Origin of the sequence: Staphylococcus schweitzeri (genome assembly GCF_002902405.1) — a bacterium.
GTDB lineage: Bacteria > Bacillota > Bacilli > Staphylococcales > Staphylococcaceae > Staphylococcus > Staphylococcus schweitzeri.
This window is the reverse complement of record NZ_PPQS01000002.1, coordinates 18,374-38,797: the sequence shown is the minus strand read 5'-3', so window position 1 is coordinate 38,797 and position 20,424 is coordinate 18,374. Positions and strand designations below refer to the sequence as shown.

At 33.9% G+C, this 20,424-nt stretch carries 42 protein-coding genes and 3 pseudogenes; 42 read left to right on the top strand and 3 right to left on the bottom strand.

Going from position 1 to position 20,424, the window contains the following annotated elements:
- Positions 1-11: 11 nt before the first annotated feature.
- Positions 12-725 (bottom strand): XRE family transcriptional regulator, encoded by a 714-nt coding sequence (locus CD116_RS00610; RefSeq protein WP_047551348.1) that lies wholly within the window; start codon positions 723-725, stop codon positions 12-14.
- On the opposite strand from CD116_RS00610, the pseudogene CD116_RS00605 reads away from it, so the two are divergent.
- The 4 genes and pseudogenes from CD116_RS00605 (at position 688) to CD116_RS00590 (ending at position 1,689) form a co-directional block, all read left to right on the top strand.
- Positions 688-862 (top strand): annotated as a pseudogene (locus tag CD116_RS00605) (transcriptional regulator). The gene CD116_RS00610 and the pseudogene CD116_RS00605 overlap by 38 nt on opposite strands.
- Entirely contained in the window at positions 859-1,128 is a 270-nt protein-coding gene (locus CD116_RS00600; RefSeq protein ID WP_047551489.1) for an SA1804 family transcriptional regulator, read from the top strand. Before CD116_RS00605 ends, CD116_RS00600 begins: the two are co-directional and overlap by 4 nt.
- A gap of 14 nt (positions 1,129-1,142) precedes the next feature.
- Entirely contained in the window at positions 1,143-1,451 is a 309-nt protein-coding gene (locus CD116_RS00595) for a hypothetical protein (RefSeq protein WP_047551351.1), read from the top strand.
- 40 nt (positions 1,452-1,491) lie between these two features.
- Positions 1,492-1,689, top strand: coding sequence for a hypothetical protein (locus tag CD116_RS00590; RefSeq protein WP_001148861.1), 198 nt, complete (start codon positions 1,492-1,494; stop codon positions 1,687-1,689).
- Here the strand turns inward: CD116_RS00590 and CD116_RS14135 are convergent.
- Both CD116_RS14135 and CD116_RS00585 read right to left on the bottom strand, forming a co-directional pair.
- Positions 1,676-1,768 (bottom strand): annotated as a pseudogene (locus CD116_RS14135) (DUF2513 domain-containing protein); the annotation flags it as partial. The gene CD116_RS00590 and the pseudogene CD116_RS14135 sit on opposite strands and share 14 nt — an antisense overlap.
- Entirely contained in the window at positions 1,759-2,391 is a 633-nt protein-coding gene (locus CD116_RS00585; RefSeq protein WP_047551354.1) for a hypothetical protein, read from the bottom strand. The gene CD116_RS00585 and the pseudogene CD116_RS14135, both read right to left, overlap by 10 nt.
- A gap of 56 nt (positions 2,392-2,447) precedes the next feature.
- Between CD116_RS00585 and CD116_RS00580 the strand changes: the two genes are divergently transcribed.
- From CD116_RS00580 to CD116_RS00395, 38 genes and pseudogenes are all read left to right on the top strand, one after another.
- On the top strand, positions 2,448-3,185 hold the full coding sequence (locus tag CD116_RS00580) for a BRO family protein (protein ID WP_047551357.1): 738 nt from the start codon (positions 2,448-2,450) through the stop codon (positions 3,183-3,185).
- Positions 3,186-3,197: 12 nt separating this feature from the next.
- The gene (locus tag CD116_RS00575) at positions 3,198-3,407 is read left to right on the top strand and encodes a hypothetical protein (protein ID WP_000455728.1); all 210 of its coding nucleotides are present in this window, start codon (positions 3,198-3,200) and stop codon (positions 3,405-3,407) included.
- A gap of 12 nt (positions 3,408-3,419) precedes the next feature.
- Positions 3,420-3,581 (top strand): DUF1270 family protein, encoded by a 162-nt coding sequence (locus tag CD116_RS00570; protein WP_047531239.1) that lies wholly within the window; start codon positions 3,420-3,422, stop codon positions 3,579-3,581.
- 93 nt (positions 3,582-3,674) lie between these two features.
- The gene (locus CD116_RS00565; RefSeq protein ID WP_047551362.1) at positions 3,675-3,977 is read left to right on the top strand and encodes a DUF2482 family protein; all 303 of its coding nucleotides are present in this window, start codon (positions 3,675-3,677) and stop codon (positions 3,975-3,977) included.
- A 4-nt stretch (positions 3,978-3,981) separates the two neighbouring features.
- Positions 3,982-4,242, top strand: a complete 261-nt coding sequence (locus CD116_RS00560) for a DUF1108 family protein (protein WP_047551363.1) — start codon at positions 3,982-3,984, stop codon at positions 4,240-4,242.
- A gap of 9 nt (positions 4,243-4,251) precedes the next feature.
- Positions 4,252-4,524 (top strand): hypothetical protein, encoded by a 273-nt coding sequence (locus CD116_RS00555; protein ID WP_047551366.1) that lies wholly within the window; start codon positions 4,252-4,254, stop codon positions 4,522-4,524.
- Positions 4,496-4,717: a DUF2483 family protein gene (locus CD116_RS00550; protein WP_047551369.1), complete on the top strand. Its 222-nt coding sequence runs from the start codon at positions 4,496-4,498 to the stop codon at positions 4,715-4,717. Before CD116_RS00555 ends, CD116_RS00550 begins: the two co-directional genes overlap by 29 nt.
- Positions 4,710-5,333, top strand: a complete 624-nt coding sequence (locus CD116_RS00545; RefSeq protein ID WP_047551372.1) for a Sak single strand annealing protein — start codon at positions 4,710-4,712, stop codon at positions 5,331-5,333. The genes CD116_RS00550 and CD116_RS00545 overlap by 8 nt, the downstream gene beginning before the upstream one ends.
- Entirely contained in the window at positions 5,333-5,767 is a 435-nt protein-coding gene (gene ssb, locus CD116_RS00540) for a single-stranded DNA-binding protein (protein ID WP_047551373.1), read from the top strand. The genes CD116_RS00545 and ssb overlap by 1 nt, the downstream gene beginning before the upstream one ends.
- Before the next feature lie 11 nt (positions 5,768-5,778).
- The gene (locus CD116_RS00535; protein ID WP_047551377.1) at positions 5,779-6,474 is read left to right on the top strand and encodes a putative HNHc nuclease; all 696 of its coding nucleotides are present in this window, start codon (positions 5,779-5,781) and stop codon (positions 6,472-6,474) included.
- The gene (locus tag CD116_RS00530; RefSeq protein WP_047551383.1) at positions 6,446-7,249 is read left to right on the top strand and encodes a phage replisome organizer N-terminal domain-containing protein; all 804 of its coding nucleotides are present in this window, start codon (positions 6,446-6,448) and stop codon (positions 7,247-7,249) included. Before CD116_RS00535 ends, CD116_RS00530 begins: the two co-directional genes overlap by 29 nt.
- 9 nt (positions 7,250-7,258) lie before the next feature.
- A complete protein-coding gene (locus CD116_RS00525) occupies positions 7,259-8,038 on the top strand; it encodes an ATP-binding protein (RefSeq protein WP_047531224.1) in 780 nt (259 codons plus the stop codon).
- Positions 8,032-8,190, top strand: a complete 159-nt coding sequence (locus tag CD116_RS00520) for a hypothetical protein (protein ID WP_000256589.1) — start codon at positions 8,032-8,034, stop codon at positions 8,188-8,190. Before CD116_RS00525 ends, CD116_RS00520 begins: the two co-directional genes overlap by 7 nt.
- Positions 8,191-8,203: 13 nt before the next feature.
- Positions 8,204-8,425 carry a DUF3269 family protein gene (locus CD116_RS00515; RefSeq protein WP_047551385.1) on the top strand — a complete coding sequence of 74 codons (222 nt, stop codon included), beginning with the start codon at positions 8,204-8,206 and terminating at the stop codon, positions 8,423-8,425.
- Between the two features lie 9 nt (positions 8,426-8,434).
- A complete protein-coding gene (locus tag CD116_RS00510) occupies positions 8,435-8,839 on the top strand; it encodes a DUF1064 domain-containing protein (protein ID WP_047551388.1) in 405 nt (134 codons plus the stop codon).
- A 4-nt stretch (positions 8,840-8,843) separates the two neighbouring features.
- Positions 8,844-9,029 (top strand): DUF3113 family protein, encoded by a 186-nt coding sequence (locus tag CD116_RS00505; RefSeq protein WP_047551394.1) that lies wholly within the window; start codon positions 8,844-8,846, stop codon positions 9,027-9,029.
- Positions 9,030-9,389 (top strand): SA1788 family PVL leukocidin-associated protein, encoded by a 360-nt coding sequence (locus CD116_RS00500; RefSeq protein WP_047551395.1) that lies wholly within the window; start codon positions 9,030-9,032, stop codon positions 9,387-9,389. It abuts the gene before it with no gap.
- Positions 9,390-9,392: 3 nt separating this feature from the next.
- Positions 9,393-9,635 (top strand): SAV1978 family virulence-associated passenger protein, encoded by a 243-nt coding sequence (locus CD116_RS00495; RefSeq protein WP_047551397.1) that lies wholly within the window; start codon positions 9,393-9,395, stop codon positions 9,633-9,635.
- 13 nt (positions 9,636-9,648) lie between these two features.
- Positions 9,649-10,053, top strand: coding sequence for a hypothetical protein (locus tag CD116_RS00490; protein WP_047551402.1), 405 nt, complete (start codon positions 9,649-9,651; stop codon positions 10,051-10,053).
- On the top strand, positions 10,050-10,520 hold the full coding sequence (locus CD116_RS00485) for a class I SAM-dependent methyltransferase (RefSeq protein WP_047551405.1): 471 nt from the start codon (positions 10,050-10,052) through the stop codon (positions 10,518-10,520). The genes CD116_RS00490 and CD116_RS00485 overlap by 4 nt, the downstream gene beginning before the upstream one ends.
- Positions 10,517-10,906, top strand: a complete 390-nt coding sequence (locus CD116_RS00480; RefSeq protein ID WP_047551407.1) for a YopX family protein — start codon at positions 10,517-10,519, stop codon at positions 10,904-10,906. Before CD116_RS00485 ends, CD116_RS00480 begins: the two co-directional genes overlap by 4 nt.
- Positions 10,903-11,412, top strand: a complete 510-nt coding sequence (locus CD116_RS00475; protein ID WP_047551409.1) for a hypothetical protein — start codon at positions 10,903-10,905, stop codon at positions 11,410-11,412. The genes CD116_RS00480 and CD116_RS00475 overlap by 4 nt, the downstream gene beginning before the upstream one ends.
- A pseudogene (locus tag CD116_RS13745) lies at positions 11,409-11,720 on the top strand (hypothetical protein); the annotation flags it as partial. The gene CD116_RS00475 and the pseudogene CD116_RS13745, both read left to right, overlap by 4 nt.
- Before the next feature lie 304 nt (positions 11,721-12,024).
- The gene (gene higB / locus CD116_RS00465; RefSeq protein WP_047551412.1) at positions 12,025-12,267 is read left to right on the top strand and encodes a type II toxin-antitoxin system toxin HigB; all 243 of its coding nucleotides are present in this window, start codon (positions 12,025-12,027) and stop codon (positions 12,265-12,267) included.
- A complete protein-coding gene (locus CD116_RS00460; protein WP_001066447.1) occupies positions 12,267-12,803 on the top strand; it encodes a dUTP diphosphatase in 537 nt (178 codons plus the stop codon). The genes higB and CD116_RS00460 overlap by 1 nt, the downstream gene beginning before the upstream one ends.
- 36 nt (positions 12,804-12,839) lie before the next feature.
- On the top strand, positions 12,840-13,085 hold the full coding sequence (locus CD116_RS00455; protein ID WP_001282074.1) for a hypothetical protein: 246 nt from the start codon (positions 12,840-12,842) through the stop codon (positions 13,083-13,085).
- A complete protein-coding gene (locus tag CD116_RS00450) occupies positions 13,082-13,288 on the top strand; it encodes a DUF1381 domain-containing protein (RefSeq protein ID WP_047551416.1) in 207 nt (68 codons plus the stop codon). The genes CD116_RS00455 and CD116_RS00450 overlap by 4 nt, the downstream gene beginning before the upstream one ends.
- Positions 13,285-13,488 (top strand): hypothetical protein, encoded by a 204-nt coding sequence (locus tag CD116_RS00445; RefSeq protein WP_047551419.1) that lies wholly within the window; start codon positions 13,285-13,287, stop codon positions 13,486-13,488. The genes CD116_RS00450 and CD116_RS00445 overlap by 4 nt, the downstream gene beginning before the upstream one ends.
- Positions 13,481-13,867 carry a phage protein gene (locus CD116_RS00440; RefSeq protein ID WP_047551422.1) on the top strand — a complete coding sequence of 129 codons (387 nt, stop codon included), beginning with the start codon at positions 13,481-13,483 and terminating at the stop codon, positions 13,865-13,867. Before CD116_RS00445 ends, CD116_RS00440 begins: the two co-directional genes overlap by 8 nt.
- Entirely contained in the window at positions 13,864-14,013 is a 150-nt protein-coding gene (rinB, locus tag CD116_RS00435) for a transcriptional activator RinB (RefSeq protein WP_047551425.1), read from the top strand. The genes CD116_RS00440 and rinB overlap by 4 nt, the downstream gene beginning before the upstream one ends.
- A complete protein-coding gene (locus tag CD116_RS00430; RefSeq protein ID WP_047551428.1) occupies positions 14,013-14,213 on the top strand; it encodes a DUF1514 family protein in 201 nt (66 codons plus the stop codon). The genes rinB and CD116_RS00430 overlap by 1 nt, the downstream gene beginning before the upstream one ends.
- A 27-nt stretch (positions 14,214-14,240) precedes the next feature.
- Complete coding sequence (locus tag CD116_RS00425; protein WP_000590126.1) at positions 14,241-14,657, top strand: hypothetical protein; 417 nt, start codon at positions 14,241-14,243, stop codon at positions 14,655-14,657.
- Positions 14,658-14,888: 231 nt separating this feature from the next.
- The gene (locus CD116_RS00420; RefSeq protein WP_000988332.1) at positions 14,889-15,188 is read left to right on the top strand and encodes an HNH endonuclease; all 300 of its coding nucleotides are present in this window, start codon (positions 14,889-14,891) and stop codon (positions 15,186-15,188) included.
- A 129-nt stretch (positions 15,189-15,317) separates the two neighbouring features.
- Positions 15,318-15,662 (top strand): hypothetical protein, encoded by a 345-nt coding sequence (locus CD116_RS00415; protein WP_000402904.1) that lies wholly within the window; start codon positions 15,318-15,320, stop codon positions 15,660-15,662.
- Positions 15,659-17,320, top strand: coding sequence for a terminase large subunit (locus CD116_RS00410; protein ID WP_047551437.1), 1,662 nt, complete (start codon positions 15,659-15,661; stop codon positions 17,318-17,320). Before CD116_RS00415 ends, CD116_RS00410 begins: the two co-directional genes overlap by 4 nt.
- Positions 17,321-17,335: 15 nt before the next feature.
- On the top strand, positions 17,336-18,523 hold the full coding sequence (locus CD116_RS00405; RefSeq protein WP_047551440.1) for a phage portal protein: 1,188 nt from the start codon (positions 17,336-17,338) through the stop codon (positions 18,521-18,523).
- The gene (locus CD116_RS00400; protein ID WP_047551443.1) at positions 18,507-19,244 is read left to right on the top strand and encodes a head maturation protease, ClpP-related; all 738 of its coding nucleotides are present in this window, start codon (positions 18,507-18,509) and stop codon (positions 19,242-19,244) included. The genes CD116_RS00405 and CD116_RS00400 overlap by 17 nt, the downstream gene beginning before the upstream one ends.
- Before the next feature lie 23 nt (positions 19,245-19,267).
- Positions 19,268-20,413 carry a phage major capsid protein gene (locus tag CD116_RS00395; RefSeq protein WP_047551446.1) on the top strand — a complete coding sequence of 382 codons (1,146 nt, stop codon included), beginning with the start codon at positions 19,268-19,270 and terminating at the stop codon, positions 20,411-20,413.
- Positions 20,414-20,424 lie beyond the last annotated feature (11 nt).

Genomic DNA, 20,424 nt, shown 5'->3' with positions numbered 1-20,424 from the left:
TTCTCCTTTAACTATAAAATAACTTTTCCAACCAACCTCACACTTTCATTTCTATAAAAGTGAAGGTCGCGGTATTCTTTATTCAGTGAAACTAAAGTCAATCTGTCATCCTCAACGAAGACTTTCTTAACATAAGCCTCTTCTTCGATGATGAATATACCTATTTGCCCATTCTTTATATTGTGAGTTTTCTCCACAAATATGATTTCGCCATCTTTAAACATAGGCTCCATAGAATCGCCATTAACTTTTAATGCTAAATCATGTGGAGGAACAGGGGCTTTAACCATTTCAGTGAACAATGTTTCACCGTGTAGGCGTTCTCCCACACCCGCAGAGACACAGCCATTGACGTTAACTGCAATTTTATCCTGTTTATATGAATTAATATCAACAATGTTATCGCCTTTAGAATTCTGTTCTTCTAATTGTTCATTTGCATAGTTAAGTACGTTTTGTTGTCGTGGAGGTGTGAGTTTGTTGTATATGGAAGTGATGTCGTTATCGTCTTTGTATGTAGTATCTATGTCGCTTTTACCAACCTCGAAAACATCAGCTATCCTTTGTATAACGCCATGAGAGGGGTTGGAACGTAAATTTAAATAATCGCTTAAAGTAGATGGTTTTATGTTAATGAGTTCAGCAAGTTTCTTTTGAGACATATTTGAATCGTTGAGAAATTTTCTAATGTTTTTGGCTATGATAATATTTCTTTCTTTGTTCATATTACTTACCTCCTTTTTTCTTATTATACGAAAATTTCATATCATAGTAAAGTTTTTTACGAAAAAAACGTATTTAATGTTGACAATACGAAAATTTCGTATTATATTAGTGTTACCGAAAGGCGGTGACAACATGAAAACATTAAAAGAGTTGAGGACTGATTACGGATTGACTCAAGAAGAGTTAGGGGATTTGTTTAAGGTCTCATCACGTACAATTCAAAATATGGAAAAAGACTCTACTAATATTAAAGACAGTTTACTTTCTAAATATATAAGAGCTTTTAATGTTAAATACGATGATATTTTTTTGGGCAATGAATACGAAAATTTCGTATTCATGAATGATAAGAAGAAATCAATTATTTTAGCATTTAAAGAAAAAGAAAAACAAACATCTTGAAGGAGGCACAACAAATGCAAGACCAATCATTAAAATTAGTAAAACTACAACTAAAATATCATAACCTTTCAGGACAAATTGAAGCTTATGATAAATCACTTAAAGAAATAAGATACACTCGAGATCTTTTCAACAAACATCTAAGCATGAACAGTGATGATGCATTCGCAGGTTTGGAAATGGTAGAAGATGAAATTACTGACAAGCTACGAAGTGCTATCAAAGAGTTCCAAAAAGTAGTGAAAGCATTAGACAAGCTTAACGGTGTTGAAAGTGATAACAAAGTTACTGATTTAACAGAGTGGCGGAAAGTGAATCAGTGACGTTCACTTTCCTATTAGAAAATTTAAAGGAGGCGTACAAATGCAAGCTCAAAACAAAAAAGTCATCTATTACTACTATGACGAAGAAGGTAATAGACGACCCGTTAATATTCAATACAACGATGGCTACGACTTAATGATAGACCCGCGTTTTATTGAAATGACGCTTGAAAGACATCCGCATTTAAAAAATAACTTTTATGGATTAATAGATGGAAAAGAATTTAAGTTAGATTAAATTTTTGTGTTAGATAATTAAAAGCTAATTTGCTTAGCAATGTTACGGACATACTAGTGGTTTTGTTCTCTACTTTTTTAAATATGAACAATAAGTTGATAAAAAACTAAATAAACAAACTATAGCGACTATCAATGAGTTTTGAATATGTAAATCATTCTCGTTTATATAGTTTGTTACAAAGTTTTGAGTGTCAACACTTGCCACAAATCCACTAGAGAACCTGATAAAACTTTTGAAAGGATGTGGAAAATCATTTTTGATACGATTGACAAATTTCTCGTTTCTTTTATAGGTATCTTGCTCATTTACTGGATAGGTCGAATTGATGGTTTCAGCCAAAGTAGAGACAGCAGTTGGATTGATATAAAAATCTCTAATGGTCTGTTGAGCTTGAAGCACTATTTCATCATCAAACCTATAGAGTTCCTTAAAAGATTTTATCGCTTCTTCAGAAAATAAATTTCTTTGAAATGTTAGAGATGAAAAAGAATTACGCAAATTAAAATTCATTTCAATTAAGTTGTTTAGATGAAAGTCTACTTTGAAGTCAGAAAATAAATTTATGTTGTTTCTATTAATTATATCTAATTGGTACTTAAGTTTTAAAGACTGTTTCATTGCCATACTTTTAGAAATTTCAACATTACTAATTACGTTATTAATAGATAAACGAACATCTTTTAAAGGGTCAATATACACCAATATCACCTCCTTAGGTTGATAACTAAATTATACACGAAAGGAGCATAAACAATATGCAAGCATTACAAACATTTAATTTTGAAGAATTACCAGTAAGGAAAATTGAAGTGGAAGGAGAACCCTTCTTTTTAGGTAAAGATGTTGCTGAAATTTTAGGGTATGCACGAGCAGATAACGCCATACGCAATCATGTTGATAGCGAAGATAGGCTGATGCACCAAATTAGTGCGTCAGGTCAAAACAGAAATATGATCATCATCAACGAATCTGGATTATACAGTTTAATCTTTGACGCTTCTAAACAAAGTAAAAACGAAAACATTAGAGAAACCGCTAGGAAATTCAAACGCTGGGTAACATCGGAAGTTTTACCAACTTTAAGAAGAACTGGTGCGTACCAAGTACCTAGCGACCCAATGCAAGCATTGAGATTAATGTTTGAAGCTACAGAAGAAACTAAACAAGAAATTAAAAACGTGAAAGATGATGTTGTTGATTTGAAAGAAAATCAAAAACTGGATGCGGGAGATTACAATTTCTTAACTAGAACTATTAATCAAAGAGTTGCACATATCCAAAGGCTACATGCGATAACAAACCAAAAACAACGTAGCGAATTATTCAGGGATATTAATTCAGAAGTGAAAAAGATGACTGGCGCGAGTTCAAGAACGAACGTAAGACAAAAACATTTCGACGATGTAATTGAAATGATTGCTAATTGGTTCCCGTCACAAGCTACTTTATACAGAATCAAGCAAATTGAAATGAAATTTGAAAACGAAATATAGGAGGGGTTGAATATGGAATACATCGGATATGCAGACGCAAATGCGTTTGTAAAAATAAGTGGCATTTCAAAAGATGATCTAGAGAAAAAAGTTTACTCGAACAAAGAGTTTCAAAAAGAATGCATGTACAGATTTGGTCGAGGACAAAAGCGTTATATAAAAATTGACAAAGCTATTCAATTTATCGGTACCAATTTAATGATTAATGAATACGAATTATAGGAGGATTATCAAATGAGCAATATTTATAAAAGCTACCTATTAGCAGTACTATGCTTTACGGTCTTAGCGATTGTACTTATGCCGTTTCTATACTTCACTACAGCGTGGTCAATTGCAGGATTCGCAAGTATCGCAACATTCCAATTTTTTAAAGAATGCTTTTATAAAAAATAAAAAATTCTGTTACATGCGCCAACAGGTAACAGAAAAGTAATTAGAAATATAAACTTACGTTCAATATAAAACTAAACAAGGAGGAAGTCAACTATGACTAAAAACTATAAAGACATGACTCAGGACGAATTAAGGGGTTTATTAGGTGAAAAAACCTCAGAACTGTATGATTTAGCGAAAGAAATTAAGAGAGAAAGTAAATTTGATATTTTGTTTTTCTCAGCAATAGGAGTTAGCGACGGAGATTTCATAAAAAGTTCAAGTTCTGCGCTTGGCAATGCTTTTAATCTTGCTGAATTATTGGATAATGCTACTAATTTCGACGATGTCATTAACGCCATTCAAAAACGTAAACTACAAAAATTTCTTACTATAGATAACAACAAGGAGGGCTAAAACAATGTATTACAAAACGGGTGACGTATGTCGAAAAATAATTAATGTAGATGGGTTTGATTTTCAATTAAGAGTTAAGAGACATAATTTTAGCGTCGAGATAGTTGTTTTAGACCACGAAGATAATTCGATTGACGGAATAATAGTTTCTGACGAGAACGATTTATACACAGCGTTAGATATTTTAAAACAAACAATTTATGAATGGATTGAATTTAACACAGACGAACAAGACAGATTAATTAACTTAGTCATGAAATGGTAGGAGGCAAATATGAACCATAAACTATTAAGAATAGCTAACGAATTAAATGAACTGATTTTGCATTCTGATGTAAAAGTTGAGTGCCAATTTGCAAGACGTAAAAGTGGAATAATTACAGTTTATTTGTTCCATATTGATAATCGTTACGAAGTAGGTGCTAGTCATTTATACATTAGTACTAACTGTTCCAACGAAGAAGTCCAAGAAGTATACGAGCAAATGAAACGTGTCATTGCAGGGGAGGCGTTAATAAATGAAGAAGACCGTAACGTATTTAATTAAACGCAAAGGCGAAGATTTATATATCACAAATCGCCCAACAGAAGTTTACGACACAATAAAATATTCAACCGATAGAAGAGACGCGAGGGAATTCGACGGACTAGACAAAACTGTTATCGATATGTCTAAGCACAAAGTAATTAAGAAAACAGTGACAGAAACAATTGAATATGAGGAGGTAGAACATGACTGAACAAACATTATTCGAACAGTTAAACAGTAAAAATGTGAATGATCATACAGAACAAAAAAATGGATTAACTTATCTAGCATGGTCATATGCACATCAAGAGCTGAAAAAGATTGACCCAAACTACACAGTAAGAGTGCACGAGTTTCCACATCCAGATATTAACACAGAAAATTATTTTGTACCTTATTTGGCTACACCAGAGGGCTATTTTGTACAGGTATCTGTGACTGTGAAAGGTAGTACAGAGACTGAATGGCTACCAGTATTGGATTTTAGAAATAAATCGCTTGCTAAAGGTAGTGCAACAACTTTTGATATCAATAAAGCACAAAAACGATGTTTCGTTAAAGCTTCGGCTTTACACGGTTTAGGTTTATATATCTACAACGGCGAGGAACTTCCAAGTGCAAGTGACAATGATATTACAGAACTAGAGGAGCGTATCAATCAGTTTGTGAACTTATCTCAAGAAAAAGGGCGAGATGCAACTATCGACAAAACTATGAGATGGCTAAAAATATCTAACATTAATAAATTAAGTCAAAAACAAATCGCAGAAGCACACCAAAAATTAGATGCGGGATTAAAACAATTGGATAGTGAGGAGAAACAATAATGTTAAACAGAACAGTATTAGTAGGACGCTTAACAAAAGACCCAGAATTAAGAAGCACGCCAAATGGCGTAAATGTAGGAACATTCACATTAGCAGTAAACAGAACATTCACGAATGCTCAAGGCGAGCGTGAAGCAGACTTTATAAACGTAGTAGTGTTCAAAAAACAAGCTGAAAACGTTAAAAACTACCTTTCTAAAGGATCGCTGGCTGGTGTAGACGGACGACTACAAACACGTAACTACGAAAACAAAGACGGACAACGTGTGTTTGTTACAGAAGTAGTAGCGGACAGTGTTCAATTCTTAGAACCGAAGAGTAACAACCAACAACAAAACAATTCATATAACGCACCACAGAATAGACAACAAAATAATCCGTTCGCTAATGCTAATGGTCCAATAGACATTACTGATGATGATTTACCGTTCTAGGACGTGATTAAATGGCTCAAATCAAAAATTATATCACTCAAGATGACGGCACAACAACGGTCGTTATCGAGGGTGCCGAGCTAGGAGACAAAGAAACGTTATTACTAGATAACGGCTACGAAGTCGAATGTGATTTACGAATCGAAGACCCGTTCAAAATAACAGACAAGCAACGAAGAAAAATATTTGCACTATGTAACGACATAGAGAGCCACACAGGGCAACCGCGTGACTATATGAGGTATTTGTTCCAAGAATATGTAACGGTTCTGTACGGCTACGACAAGAGTATTTCGTTAAGTGACTGCACACGTATGCAAGCGAATCAAATTATTGAAGTAACACTTGATTGGATATTTCACAATGATATACCGCTTAGCTACAAAACAAGCGACCTACTGAAACAAGATAAATCATTCTTATACTGGTCAACTATCAACCGCAACTGTGTAATTTGCGGAAAGCCTCACGCTGATTTGGCACATTATGAGGCAGTAGGTAGAGGCATGAACAGAAACAAGATGAACCACTACGACAAACATGTATTAGCGTTATGTCGCGAACATCACAACGAGCAACATGCGATGGGCGTTAAGTCGTTTGATGATAAATATCACTTGCGTGACTCATGGATAAAAGTTGATGAGAGGCTCAACAAAATGCTGAAAGGAGAAAACAATGGGAGAAGTATCGTGGATAAAACTTAAAGTTGGCATGTTTGATGACAGCAAAATCAAATATATCGAAGCTTTACCCGAAAGAGATACGATCATAACTATTTGGGTTAAGTTGCTAACTTTATCAGGAAAGTACAACGAACAAGGTTACATTATGTTATCTGAAAACTTGCCGTATAACGAAGAAATGTTAGCGAATGAGTTTAGTCGACCTATCAACTCAATAAGGTTAGCAATACAAACTTTTGAGACATTGGGCATGATTGAAAAAGTTAATGGTGTCATAAAAGTGACAAATTGGGAAAAGCACCAAAACATCGAAGGACTCGAGAAAATCAGGGCGCAGAACAGGTTGAGGAAACAAAAGCAACGAGAAAACAACAGAAAATTGCTAAATGGTCACGTGACGTCACGTGACAGTCACGCAACAGAAGAAGATAAAGAATTAGATAAAGAATTAGAAAGAGATAAAGAAAAAGATATAGATAAGAACTTAAGTTCAAATAATAGCGCAACTGACGTTACGCATGAGCAATTTGAGGAATGGTGGAAACTTTACGACAAGAAGAAAGATAAGAAGATGTCTTTTACTAAATTCAAATCATGCTTAAAGAAACATTCTTTTGAACAAATCATGCAAGGCACTCGAGAGTATTTAAAAACTATTACAGACAAACAATATCAAAAGTACCCCAAAACGTTTTTAACTAACGAAAGCTATATGAATGATTATAGCGAAGAGGTTAAAGAAACTGGCATAGATCAATTGGAACGTATGAAGTACGACGAAAGTTATTGGGATTAGGGGGATATTATGAAACCACTATTCAGCGAAAAGATAAACGAAAGCTTGAAAAAATATCAACCTACTCATGTCGAAAAAGGATTGAAATGTGAGAAATGTGGAAGTGAATACGACCTATATAAGTTCGCTCCTACTAAAAAACACCCGAATGGTTACGAGTATAAAGACGGTTGCAAATGTGAAATCTATGAGGAGTATAAGCGAAACAAGCAACGGAAGATAAACAACATATTCAATCAATCAAACGTTAATCCGTCTTTAAGAGATGCAACAGTCAACAACTATAAGCCACAGAATGAAAAACAAGTACAAGCTAAACAAACAGCAATAGAGTACGTTCAAGGCTTCTCTACAAAAGAACCGAAATCATTAATACTACAAGGTTCATACGGAACTGGTAAAAGCCACTTAGCATACGCTATCGCAAAAGCAGTTAAAACTAAAGGGTATACGGTTGCTTTTATGCACATACCAATGTTGATGGATCGTATCAAAGCGACATACAACAAAAATGCAGTAGAGACTACAGACGAACTAGTCAAATTACTTAGTGATATTGATTTACTTGTACTAGATGATATGGGTGTAGAAAACACAGAACACACTTTAAATAAACTTTTCAGCATTGTCGATAACAGAGTAGGTAAAAACAACATCTTTACAACTAACTTTAGTGATAAAGAACTAAATCAAAATATGAACTGGCAACGAATCAATTCGAGAATGAAACATAACGCAAGAAAAGTAAGGGTAATCGGAGACGATTTCAGGGAGCGAGACGCATGGTGACCAAAGAATTTTTAAAAATAAAACTTGAGTGTTCAGATATGTACGCTCAGAAACTCATAGACGAGGCACAGGGAGACGAAAACAAGTTATACGACCTATTTATCCAAAAACTTGCAGAACGCCATACACGCCCCGCTATCGTCGAATATTAAGGAGTGTTAAAAAATGCCGAAAGAAAAATATTACTTATACCGAGAAGATGGCACAGAAGTTATTAAAGTCATTAAGTATAAAGATAACGAAAATGAAGTCTATTCGCTCACAGGAGGCCATTTCAGTGACGAAAAGAAAATCATGACTGATAGCGACCTAAAACGCTTCAAAGGCGCTCACGGACTTCTATATGAGCATCAGCTAGGGTTACAAGCGACGATATTTGATATTTAGAGGTGGACGATGAGTAAATACAACGCTAAGAAAGTTGAGCACAAAGGAATTGTATTTGATAGCAAAGTAGAGTGTGAATATTACCAATATTTAGAAAGTAATATGAATGGCACTAATTATGATCATATCGAAATACAACCGAAATTTGAATTATTACCAAAATTAGATAAACAACGAAAGATTGAATACATTGCAGACTTTGCGTTATATCTCGATGGCAAACTGATTGAAGTTATCGACATTAAAGGAATGCCAACCGAAGTAGCAAAGCTTAAAGCTAAGATTTTCAGACATAAATACAGAAACATAAAGCTAAATTGGATATGTAAAGCACCTAAGTATACAGGTAAAGCATGGATTACGTACGAGGAATTAATTAAAGCAAGACGAGAACGCAAAAGAGAAACGAAGTGATTTAATGCAACAACAAGCATATATAAACGCGATGATTGATATAAGAATACCTACAGAAGTTGAATATCAGCATTTCGATGATGTGGATAACGAAAAAGAAACATTGGCAGATTACTTATATAACAATCCGGATGAATTACTAAAGTATGACAATTTGAAAATTAGAAACGTAAATATAGAGGTGGAATAAATGGGCAGTGTTGTAATCATTAATAACAAACCATATAAATTTAATAATTTTGAAAAAGAATTAATGGCAAAGCGAGGGATAAACGCTGGAATTGTTTCTAAACGTGTAAGAGGTCGTTGGGAGTTTTCAGAAGCTTTAGATGCGCCCTATGGTATGCACCTAAAAGAATATAGAGAAATGAAACAAATGGAAAAGGTTAAACAAGCTAGACTCGAACGCAAATTGGAAAGAGAGCGAAAGAAAGAGGCTGAGCTAAGAAGAAAGAAGCCACATTTATTTAATGTTCCTCAGAAACATCCAAGAGGACGTTATGCGTGCTACCTGATGGAAAACGACATATTCGTGAAAGTTAAGAAGTAGACCATGACAGGTAGCGCACGCAAAGAATACTTAAACCAATTTTTCGGCTCTAAGAGATATCTGTATCAGGATAACGAGCGAGTGGCACATATCCATGTGGTAAATGACACTTATTACTTTCACGGGCATATCGTGCCAGGTTGGCAAGGTGTGAAAAAGACATTTGATACAGCGGAAGAGTTTGAAACATATATAAAGCAACATGGTTTGGAATGTGAGGAACAGAAGCAACTAACTTTATTTTGAGGAGATGGAAATGATGAAAATCAAAGTTAAAAAAGAAATGCGATTAGATGAATTAATTAAATGGGCGCGAGAAAATCCGGAGCTATCAAAAGGAAAAATTTTTTTTACAAAGAATTACGGTAATGGAGTCGTTCGTTTTGATTCAAATACAAATAAGTGTATGACATCAGGTTTGGTGCCGATTGATACTCCTTTCATAGTCGAAGTTGAAGAGGAAATCACTGAAGAGACTAAGTTTGATAGGTTGTTTGAAGTATATGAGATTCAAGAAGGAGTCTATAAATCCGCATTACACAAAGGTATCAGTTTGAACGAACGTTTTGAAGACGACAACATTTTTCCTACCAAAGCATTCTATATCTTAAACGATGATATGACGATGACACTCATTTGGAAAGATGGGGAGTTGGTAGAATGACGGCTAAAATATTAGACGCGTGTTGTGGTAGTAAGATGTTTTGGTTTGATAAAGAAAATCAAGATGTAGTGTTCATGGATAACAGAACATTAGATACAAAATTGAGTGACGGAAGAAACTTATTAGTAAGCCCTGATGTTGTGGCCGATTTCAGAGATATGCCATTTGATGATAATACATTTCATCTAGTTGTATTTGATCCGCCACACTTAAAAACAGGTGGAGATAAAAGTTGGCTAGTTCAAAAGTATGGGCGTTTGAATGAAACTTGGCCAGAAGATATTAAACAAGGTTTTAACGAATGTATGAGAGTTTTAAAACCCAATGGAACACTAATATTTAAATGGAATGAAGAACAAATAAAGCTTAGCCAAATTTTGAAATGTTTTAATCAATTGCCCTTATTTGGAAATAAGAGAGCTAAAACACATTGGCTAGTTTTTATAAAGACGGAGGTAACAGAATGATGCCGAAATTTAGAGCGTGGGATAAAGATGAAAAAACAATGTTAGATGTTCATGGAATTAATTTTGATGATGATATAAAACTACTGCAATACACAGGACTTAAAGACAAAAACAACACCAAAATATATGACGGCGATATTATTGAGTTTGAAGATGAAGTATTAGCAATAGCAGGCGACGATGAATCTATAGTAGGAACAATTAATAGAGCAGTGATATCTATTGATATTGTAAATGGCATTCAATTAAAAGATTTTATGTTTGAGGGCGCAGTCTCTGAAAATGATTACTTTGAGTATATAGACAAAAAATCCTTCCTTAGATATGACTGTGAGGTTAAAGGCAACATATTTGAATCATCTCATTTATTAGAGGTAACAGAATGAACTACGATACAGGATTTCAACTAGGTGTGATGGAAGCTAGGTTGAAGAAGATGAGAAAACAACGTGATGAGTACAAGAAGCAACGAGATGAGCTTATTGGGGATATGACGGAGGTTAAGAAAAGAGCAAAAGCATTTGATGAGATAGATAATCTGATTTATGAAGTGTTCGAAATGATGAATTGCTTTAAATACAGTTTTATCAATGAAAATAAAGAGCTTATCCTCGATAGAGAATCAAATATTTTCTTTTCACTAAAAGATTGCGCTAACAAATTAGATTTAGTTGTTAAATTTATTCATTGGGTTAGCAGATGTTGTATTGAAAATATATCTCCTAAAAGAACACAGGTTTTTTTACAAACAGGTTTCGAACTTTATATTGGTAAACGTTTAACAAAAAAGGATTATGAATACATGTATAGATGCTTTGGCAACGGATTAAATAGTGATGGCGCATATAGTTATGCCAGAAGATTATTAAATATTTCGGAGGGGATACAATGACACGACCTACTAGAGAGGAATTGTTAAGTTACTTTAAAAAATACGGAGTAGAGAGAGTAGACTCTATTACTGACGACGAAAGTGCAATACATCATTTTAGAACTAAGGCGTTTTACTATAGAGAAGAAAACAAAAAACTTTCTGAAAATATCGATAAACTAGAAAAACGCAACAAAGAGCTGGAGAAGAAAGCAAGCGCATGGGATAGGTATTGCAAGAGCGTTGAAACAGATTTAATAAACGAATTTGGCAAAGATGATGAAAGAGTTAAATTTGGAATGGAATTAAACAATAAAATTTTTATGGAAACGACTAAAACATACCCAGCATTAGCATTTGAGAATAAAGACAAGGTAGGTTTATACATTGGTTTACTTGATGCGTGGTGCCAAGAACCAGATGAGGCAATACTATATGTGAATAAAGATGGAAGTAAACCAGACAAAAAGGAAGCTAAAGAATTTTTTCTGATAAGAGAAAAATGTCATAGCGATCTTTTAAAAGAAGTATCCGGAGAGGAAAACCGAAACTTCAAACCGAGTGAATGGTTTGAAATATGCAACTTAGTAGACGTTGAGATTAGCGAAGAGAGATTTAAGGAGTTGTTTAATAATGAATAATCGCGAACAAATCGAACAATCAGTTATAAGTGCTAGTGCGTATAACGGCAATGACACAGAGGGATTGCTAAAAGAGATTGAGGACGTGTATAAGAAAGCGCAAGCGTTTGATGACATAATTGAGGGAATGACAAATGCTATTCAACATTCAGTTAAAGAAGGTATTGAACTTGATGAAGCAGTAGGGATTATGACGGGTCAAGTGGTCTATAAATATGAGGAGAGTGAAGAATAATGAATAACACATTAACAATTGATCAATTACAAGAGTTATTACAAATACAAAAGGAGTTCGACGATAGAATACCAACGCTGAACTTACGAGATAGCAAAATAGCATATGTAGTTGAATTCTTTGAATGGTTTAATACATTGGAAACGTTTAAGAACTGGAAGAAGAAACCAGGTAAGCCGTTAGACGTACAACTTGATGAATTAGCTGACATGTTGGCGTTTGGATTGAGTATTGCGAATCAAGTAGGAGTGTCATCAGAAGAGATAAAAGAAGCGATTGAATCAAGTTTTAAAGATACAGAATTTCACAAAATGTTTAATTTTAAAGATAAAGAATTTGCTCAAGACGCAGTTGTTAGTACACCACAGATAATATTCAAAGAATTTTATCCCGACCAACAAGCAATTGTTATAGTGATAGACATAGCTTACAACTTATATTCTATCGACCAACTCATTGACGCATACAAAAAGAAAATGAAAAGGAACCACGAAAGACAAGATGGAACAGCAGACGCAGGAAAAGGATACGTGTAAAGACATATTAGATCGAGTCAAGGAGGTTTTGGGGAAGTGAGCGACATGTTAGAAATATTTTTAATAGGGTTTGGCGTTTATCTCTTTTATCGCATAGCAATTATTTTTCTTAAGAGTAAAAAGACTATACACACAAACATATATGAAATGTTAATGCTTGCTACTATCTTTATGATATCTACATTTGCTTATAAACATCAAAAGACGCATATCTTAATAGCATTTTTAGTAATGTTTTTTATGAGTAAGCTCAAACAAGTTCAAGGGAGCTATGAGGAATGACACAATACTTAGTCACAACATTCAAAGATTCAACAGGACGTAAACATACACACATAACTCGAGCTAAGAATAACCAAAGGTTTACAGTTGTTGAGGCAGAGAGTAAAGAAGAAGCGAAAGAGAAGTACGAGGCACATGTTAAAAGAGATGCAATTATTAAAGTGGGTCAGTTGTTTCAAAATATAAGGGAGTGTGAGAAATGACGGAGGTTAAAATTAAAACTATTTCAGATAGAGTTTATTACACAACAACAGATCTAGCTTCTGGTGATTATATTAATCTTGTTATGAAGCTAGTGATTGAGGATTTTCTTCCGGTCAAAGATGTGTTCAACAATGAAGTGTGGGTTAAAAGAGATGAGATTGAATCATTTACATTTATTAAGGAGGTAAACGATGATTAAAAAACTTAAAAATATGGATGGGTCCGATATCTTTATTGTTGGAATACTGTCATTATTCGGTATATTCGCATCGCTACTTGTTATCACATTACCTATCTATACAGTGGCTAGTTACCAACACAAAGAAGTACATCAAGGAACTATTACAGATAAATATAACAAGAGACAAGATAAAGAAGACAAGTTCTATATTGTATTAGACAACAAACAAGTCATTGAAAACTCAGACTTACTATTCAAAAAGAAATTTGATAGCGCAGACATACAAGCTAGGTTAAAAGTAGGCGACAAAGTAGAAGTTAAGACGATTGGATATAGAATACACTTTTTAAATTTATATCCAGTCTTATATGAAGTAAAGAAGGTAGATAAACAATGATTAAACAAATATTAAGACTATTATTCTTACTAGCAATGTATGAGCTAGGTAAGCATGTAACTGAGCAAGTATATATTATGATGACGGCTAATGATGATGTAGAGGCGCCGAGTGATTATGTCTTTCGGGCGGAGGTAAGTGAGTGATGTGGATTGCTACAACTATTGTATTTGCTATATTGCTATTAGTTTGTATTAGTATTAATAGTGATCGTGCAAGAGAGATACAAGCACTCAGATATATGAATGATTATCTACTTGATGAAGTAGTTAAAACTAAAGGGTACAACGGGTTAGAAGAATACAGGATTGAATTGAAGCGAATGAATAACGATATTAAAAAGTAATTTATATTATCGGAGGTATTGCATTGAATGATAAAGATTGAGAAACATGATATCAAAAAGCTTGAAGAATACATTCAGCACATCGATAACTATCGAAGAGAGTTGAAGATGCGAGAATATGAATTACTTGAAAGTCATGAACCAGATAATGCAGGAGCCAGCAAAAGTAATTTGCCAGGTAATCCGATTGAACGATGTGCAATAAAGAAGTTTAGTGATAACAGATACAATACATTAAGAAATATAGTTAATGGTGTAGATAGGCTGATAGATGAGAGCGATGAGGATACGCTTGAGTTATTAAGGTTTAGATATTGGGATTGTCCTATTGGTTGTTATGAATGGGAAGATATAGCACATTACTTTGGTACAAGTAAGACAAGTATATTACGTAGAAGGAATGCACTGATCGATAAGTTAGCAAAGTATATTGGTTATGTGTAGCGGACTTTTACCCTATGTAAGTCCGCATTAAAACAGTTTATTATGTTAGTATCAGATTAATATTTAAAGTTATTAAATGCTAATACGACGCATGAACAAGAGGCGCATTACTATGTGATGTGTCTTTTTATTTATGAGGTATGAACATGTTCAAACTAATTGTAAATACATTACTACACATCAAGTATAGATGCGTCTTGATACTACTTAAGTTATATAAGGTGAAACATTATGATGACTAAAGACGAACGTATACGATTCTATAAGTCTAAAGAATGGCAAACAACAAGAAAAAGAGTACTAGAAAGAGATAATTATGAATGCCAACAATGTAAGAGAGACGGCAAGTTAACGACATATGACAAAAGCAAACATAAGTCGTTGGATGTAGATCATATATTATCGCTAGAACATCATCCGGAGTTTGCTCATGACTTAAACAATTTAGAAACACTGTGTATTAAATGTCACAACAAAAAAGAAAAGAGATTTATAAAAAAAGAAAATAAATGGAAAGATGAAAAATGGTAAACACCCCCGGGTCAAAAAAATCAAAAGCGACCAAAACGTTTGGGGAACGGGGAGGGGCTCGACTTCGCGATAATTTTAAAAATCCATGTATAACCCCCCTCTTATAACCATTTTAAGGCAGGTGATGAAATGGAGATTATAGTTGATGAAAACTTAGTGCTTAAAGAAAAAGAAAGGCTGCAAGTATTATATAAAGACATACCTAGCAATAAATTAAAAGTAGTTGATGGTTTAATTATTCAAGCAGCAAGGCTACGTGTAATGCTTGATTACATGTGGGAAGACATAAAAGAAAAAGGTGACTATGATTTATTTACTCAATCTGAAAAAGCGCCACCATATGAAAGAGAACGACCAGTAGCCAAACTATTTAATGCTAGAGATGCTGCATATCAAAAAATAATTAAACAATTATCGGATTTATTGCCCGAAGAGAAAGAAGACACAGAAACACCATCTGATGATTACCTATGATTAGTAATAAATACGTTGATGAATATATAAATTTGTGGAAACAAGGAAAGATAATTTTAAATAAAGAAAGAATTGATTTATTTAATTATCTACAAACGCATATATATTCACGAGATGATGTATATTTTGATGAACAGAAAATCGAGGATTGTATCAAATTTATTGAAAAATGGTATTTTCCAACATTACCATTTCAAAGGTTTATCATAGCTAATATATTTCTTACAGATAAAAATACAGATGAAGCTTTCTTTACAGAATTTGCTATTTTCATGGGACGTGGAGGCGGGAAGAACGGTCTAATAAGTGCAATTAGTGATTTTCTTTCTACGCCCCTACATGGAGTTAAAGAATATCACATCTCTATTGTTTCCAATAGTGAAGAACAAGCAAAAACATCGTTTGATGAAATCAGAAACGTTTTAATGGAAAACAAACGAAATAAGACGGGTAAAACGCCAAAAGCTCCTTATGAAGTTAGTCAAACAAAAATAATAAACCGTGCAACTAAATCAGTTATTCGTTATAACACATCAAACACAAAAACCAAAGATGGTGGACGTGAGGGGTGTGTTATTTTTGATGAAATTCATTATTTCTTTGGTCCTGAAATGGTAAACGTAAAACGTGGTGGACTAGGTAAAAAGAAAAACCGACGAACATTTTATATTAGCACTGATGGCTTTGTTAGAGATGGTTATATCGATTCAATGAAGCACAAAATTGCGAGTGTATTAAGTGGCAAGGTTAAAAATAGTAGGTTATTCCCTTTTTATTGTAAGTTAGATAATCCAAAAGAAGTTGATGACAGAAATATGTGGGAAAAGGCGAACCCAATGTTACATAAACCGTTGTCAGAATACGCTAAAACGCTACTAAGTACAATTGAAGAAGAGTATAACGATTTACCATTTAACCGTTCAAATAAGCCCGAATTCATGACTAAGCGAATGAATTTGCCTGAAGTTGACCTTGAAAAAGTCATAGCACCATGGAAAGAAATACTAGCGACAAATAGAGAGATACCAAATTTAGATAATCAAATGTGTATAGGTGGTTTAGACTTTGCAAATATCCGAGATTTTGCAAGTGTCGGGCTATTATTCCGAAAAAATGATGATTACATTTGGTTAGGACATTCGTTTGTAAGACAAGGGTTTTTGGATGATGTCAAATTAGAACCGCCCATTAAAGAATGGGAAAAAATGGGATTACTGACCATTGTCGATGATGATGTTATTGAAATTGAATATATAGTTGATTGGTTTTTAAAAGCTAAAGAAAAATACGGACTTGAAAAAGTTGTAGCTGATAACTACAGAACTGACATTGTAAGGCGTGCATTTGAAGCGGCAGGTATCGAATTAGATGTTATAAGAAACCCAAAAGCAATACATGGCTTATTAGCCCCTCGTATAGATACAATGTTTGCTAAACATAACGTGATTTATGGAGATGATCCATTAATGCGTTGGTTTACAAATAATGTTGCCGTAAAAATTAAATCAGATGGAAATAAGGAGTATATTAAGAAAGATGAAACAAGACGAAAAACTGACGGTTTCATGGCTTTTGTGCATGCGTTATATAGAGCGGACGATATAGTAGATAAAGATGTATCTAAAGCTCTTGATGCGTTGATGAGCATAGATTTTTAACAGAGGAGGTGAGACATGAATATTCTAGAAAAGGTATTTAAGACCAGAAAAGACATTTCTTATATGCTTGATTTGGAAATGATAGAAGACTTATCGCAACAAGCATATGTGAAACGGTTAGCGATTGATAGTTGTATTGAATTTGTCGCACGAGCTGTAGCACAAAGTCATTTTAAAGTATTGGAAGGTAATAGAATTCAAAAAAATGATGTTTACTACAAGTTGAATATAAAACCCAATACTGATTTATCAAGTGATAGTTTTTGGCAACGAGTGATATATAAACTTATTTATGATAATGAAGTATTAATTGTAGTTAGTGACAGTAAAGAATTGCTTATTGCAGATAGCTTTTACAGAGAAGAATATGCTTTGTATGACGATATATTCAAAGATGTGACGATTAAGGATTTTACTTATCAACGCACGTTTACAATGCAAGAAGTTATATATTTAAAGTACAACAATAATAAAGTGACGCACTTTGTAGAAAGTTTGTTTGAAGATTATGGGCAAATATTCGGTAGAATGATAGGTGCTCAATTGAAAAACTATCAAATTAGAGGAATTCTTAAGTCAGATTCTAACTCATATGATGAAAAACATATAGAGAAATTAAAAGCTTTCACAAATAGATTATTTAATACTTTTAATAAAAATCAACTTGGGATTGCTCCCTTGATAGAAGGGTTTGACTATCAAGAGTTGTCGAACGGTGGCAAAAATACTAACATGCCTTTTTCTGAATTAAGCGAACTAATGAGAGATGCAATAAAAAACGTTGCATTGATGATTGGTATACCTCCTGGTTTGATTTATGGAGAAACAGCTGATTTAGAAAAGAACACAATAGTATTTGAAAAATTCTGTTTAGCTCCTTTGTTAAAAAAGATTCAAAATGAATTAAACGCAAAACTTATACCGCAAAACAAGTATTTAAAAGATACGAGAATAGAAATTGTCGGTGTGAACAAAAAAGACCCACTTCAATATGCGGAAGCGATAGACAAACTTGTGAGCTCTGGATCGTTTACAAGGAATGAAGTACGCATCATGCTGGGTGAAGAACCATCCGATAACCCAGAGTTAGATGAGTATTTAATTACGAAGAACTATGAAAAGGCTAACGGTGATGAAAATAGTGATAAAGAAAATATTGAGGAGGATTTGAAAGGTGGTGAAGAAGATGAAAGTAGAGATTAAAGGTGTAATCGTTTCTAACGAAGACAAATGGGTTTATGAAATGCTTGGTATGGATTCAACATGTCCTAAAGAGATCCTAATGTCATTGGAGTCGAGTGATGAAGATGTCGATGTTGTAATTAACTCTAACGGTGGTAACTTAGTAGCTGGTTCAGAGATATATACACACTTAAGAGCTCATAAAGGTAAGGTGAATATTCGCATTACAGCAATAGCAGCAAGTGCAGCATCGCTTATCGCAATGGCTGGTGATCACATCGAAATGAGTCCAGTTGCTAGAATGATGATTCACAATCCTTCAAGTATTGCGCAAGGAGAAGTGAAAGATCTAAATCATGCTGCAGAAACATTAGAACATGTTGGTCAAATAATGGCTGAGGCATATGCGGTTAGAGCTGGTAAAAACAAACAAGAACTTGTAGAAATGATGGCTAAGGAAACGTGGCTAAATGCTGATGAAGCCATTGAACAAGGTTTTGCGGATAGTAAAATGTTTGAAAACGACAATATGCAAATTGTAGCAAGCGATACACAAGTGTTATCGAAAGATGTATTAAATCGTGTAACAGCTTTAGTAAGTAAAACACCAGAGGTTAACATTGATATTGACGCAATAGCAAATAAAGTAATTGAAAAAATAAATATGAAAGAAAAGGAATCAGAAATCGATGTTGCAGATAGTAAAGTATCAGCAAATGGATTTTCAAGATTCCTTTTTTAATACAAAAAATAGGAGGTCATAAAATGACTATAAATTTATCTGAAACATTCGCAAATGCGAAAAACGAATTTATTAATGCAGTAAACAATGGTGAACCGCAAGAAAGACAAAATGAATTGTACGGTGACATGATTAACCAACTATTTGAAGAAACTAAATTACAAGCAAAAGCAGAAGCTGAAAGAGTTTCTAGTTTGCCTAAATCAGCACAATCTTTGAGTGCAAACCAACGAAACTTCTTTATGGATATCAATAAGAGTGTTGGATATAAAGAAGAAAAACTTTTACCAGAAGAAACAATTGATAGAATCTTCGAAGATTTAACAACGAATCATCCATTATTAGCTGACTTAGGTATTAAAAATGCTGGTTTGCGTTTGAAGTTCTTAAAATCCGAAACTTCTGGTGTAGCCGTTTGGGGTAAAATCTATGGTGAAATTAAAGGTCAATTAGATGCTGCGTTCAGTGAAGAAACAGCAATTCAAAATAAATTGACAGCGTTTGTTGTTTTACCAAAAGATTTAAATGATTTTGGTCCTGCGTGGATTGAAAGATTTGTTCGTGTTCAAATCGAAGAAGCATTTGCAGTGGCGCTTGAAACTGCGTTCTTAAAAGGTACTGGTAAAGACCAACCGATCGGCTTAAACCGTCAAGTACAAAAAGGTGTATCGGTAACTGATGGTGCTTATCCAGAGAAAGAAGAACAAGGTACGCTTACATTCGCTAATCCGCGCGCTACGGTTAATGAATTGACGCAAGTGTTTAAATACCACTCAACTAACGAGAAAGGTAAATCAGTAGCGGTTAAAGGTAATGTAACAATGGTTGTTAATCCGTCCGATGCTTTTGAGGTTCAAGCACAGTATACACATTTAAATGCAAATGGCGTATATGTTACTGCTTTACCATTTAATTTGAATGTTATTGAGTCTACAGTTCAAGAAGCAGGTAAGGTTTTAACGTACGTTAAAGGTTTATATGATGGTTATTTAGCTGGTGGTATTAATGTTCAGAAATTTAAAGAAACACTTGCGTTAGATGATATGGATTTATACACTGCAAAACAATTTGCTTACGGCAAAGCGAAAGATAATAAAGTTGCTGCTGTTTGGAAATTGGATTTAAAAGCTCAAAAATCAGTGGTAAATGAAGACTCTGAAACGTTATAAACTCTTGGAGG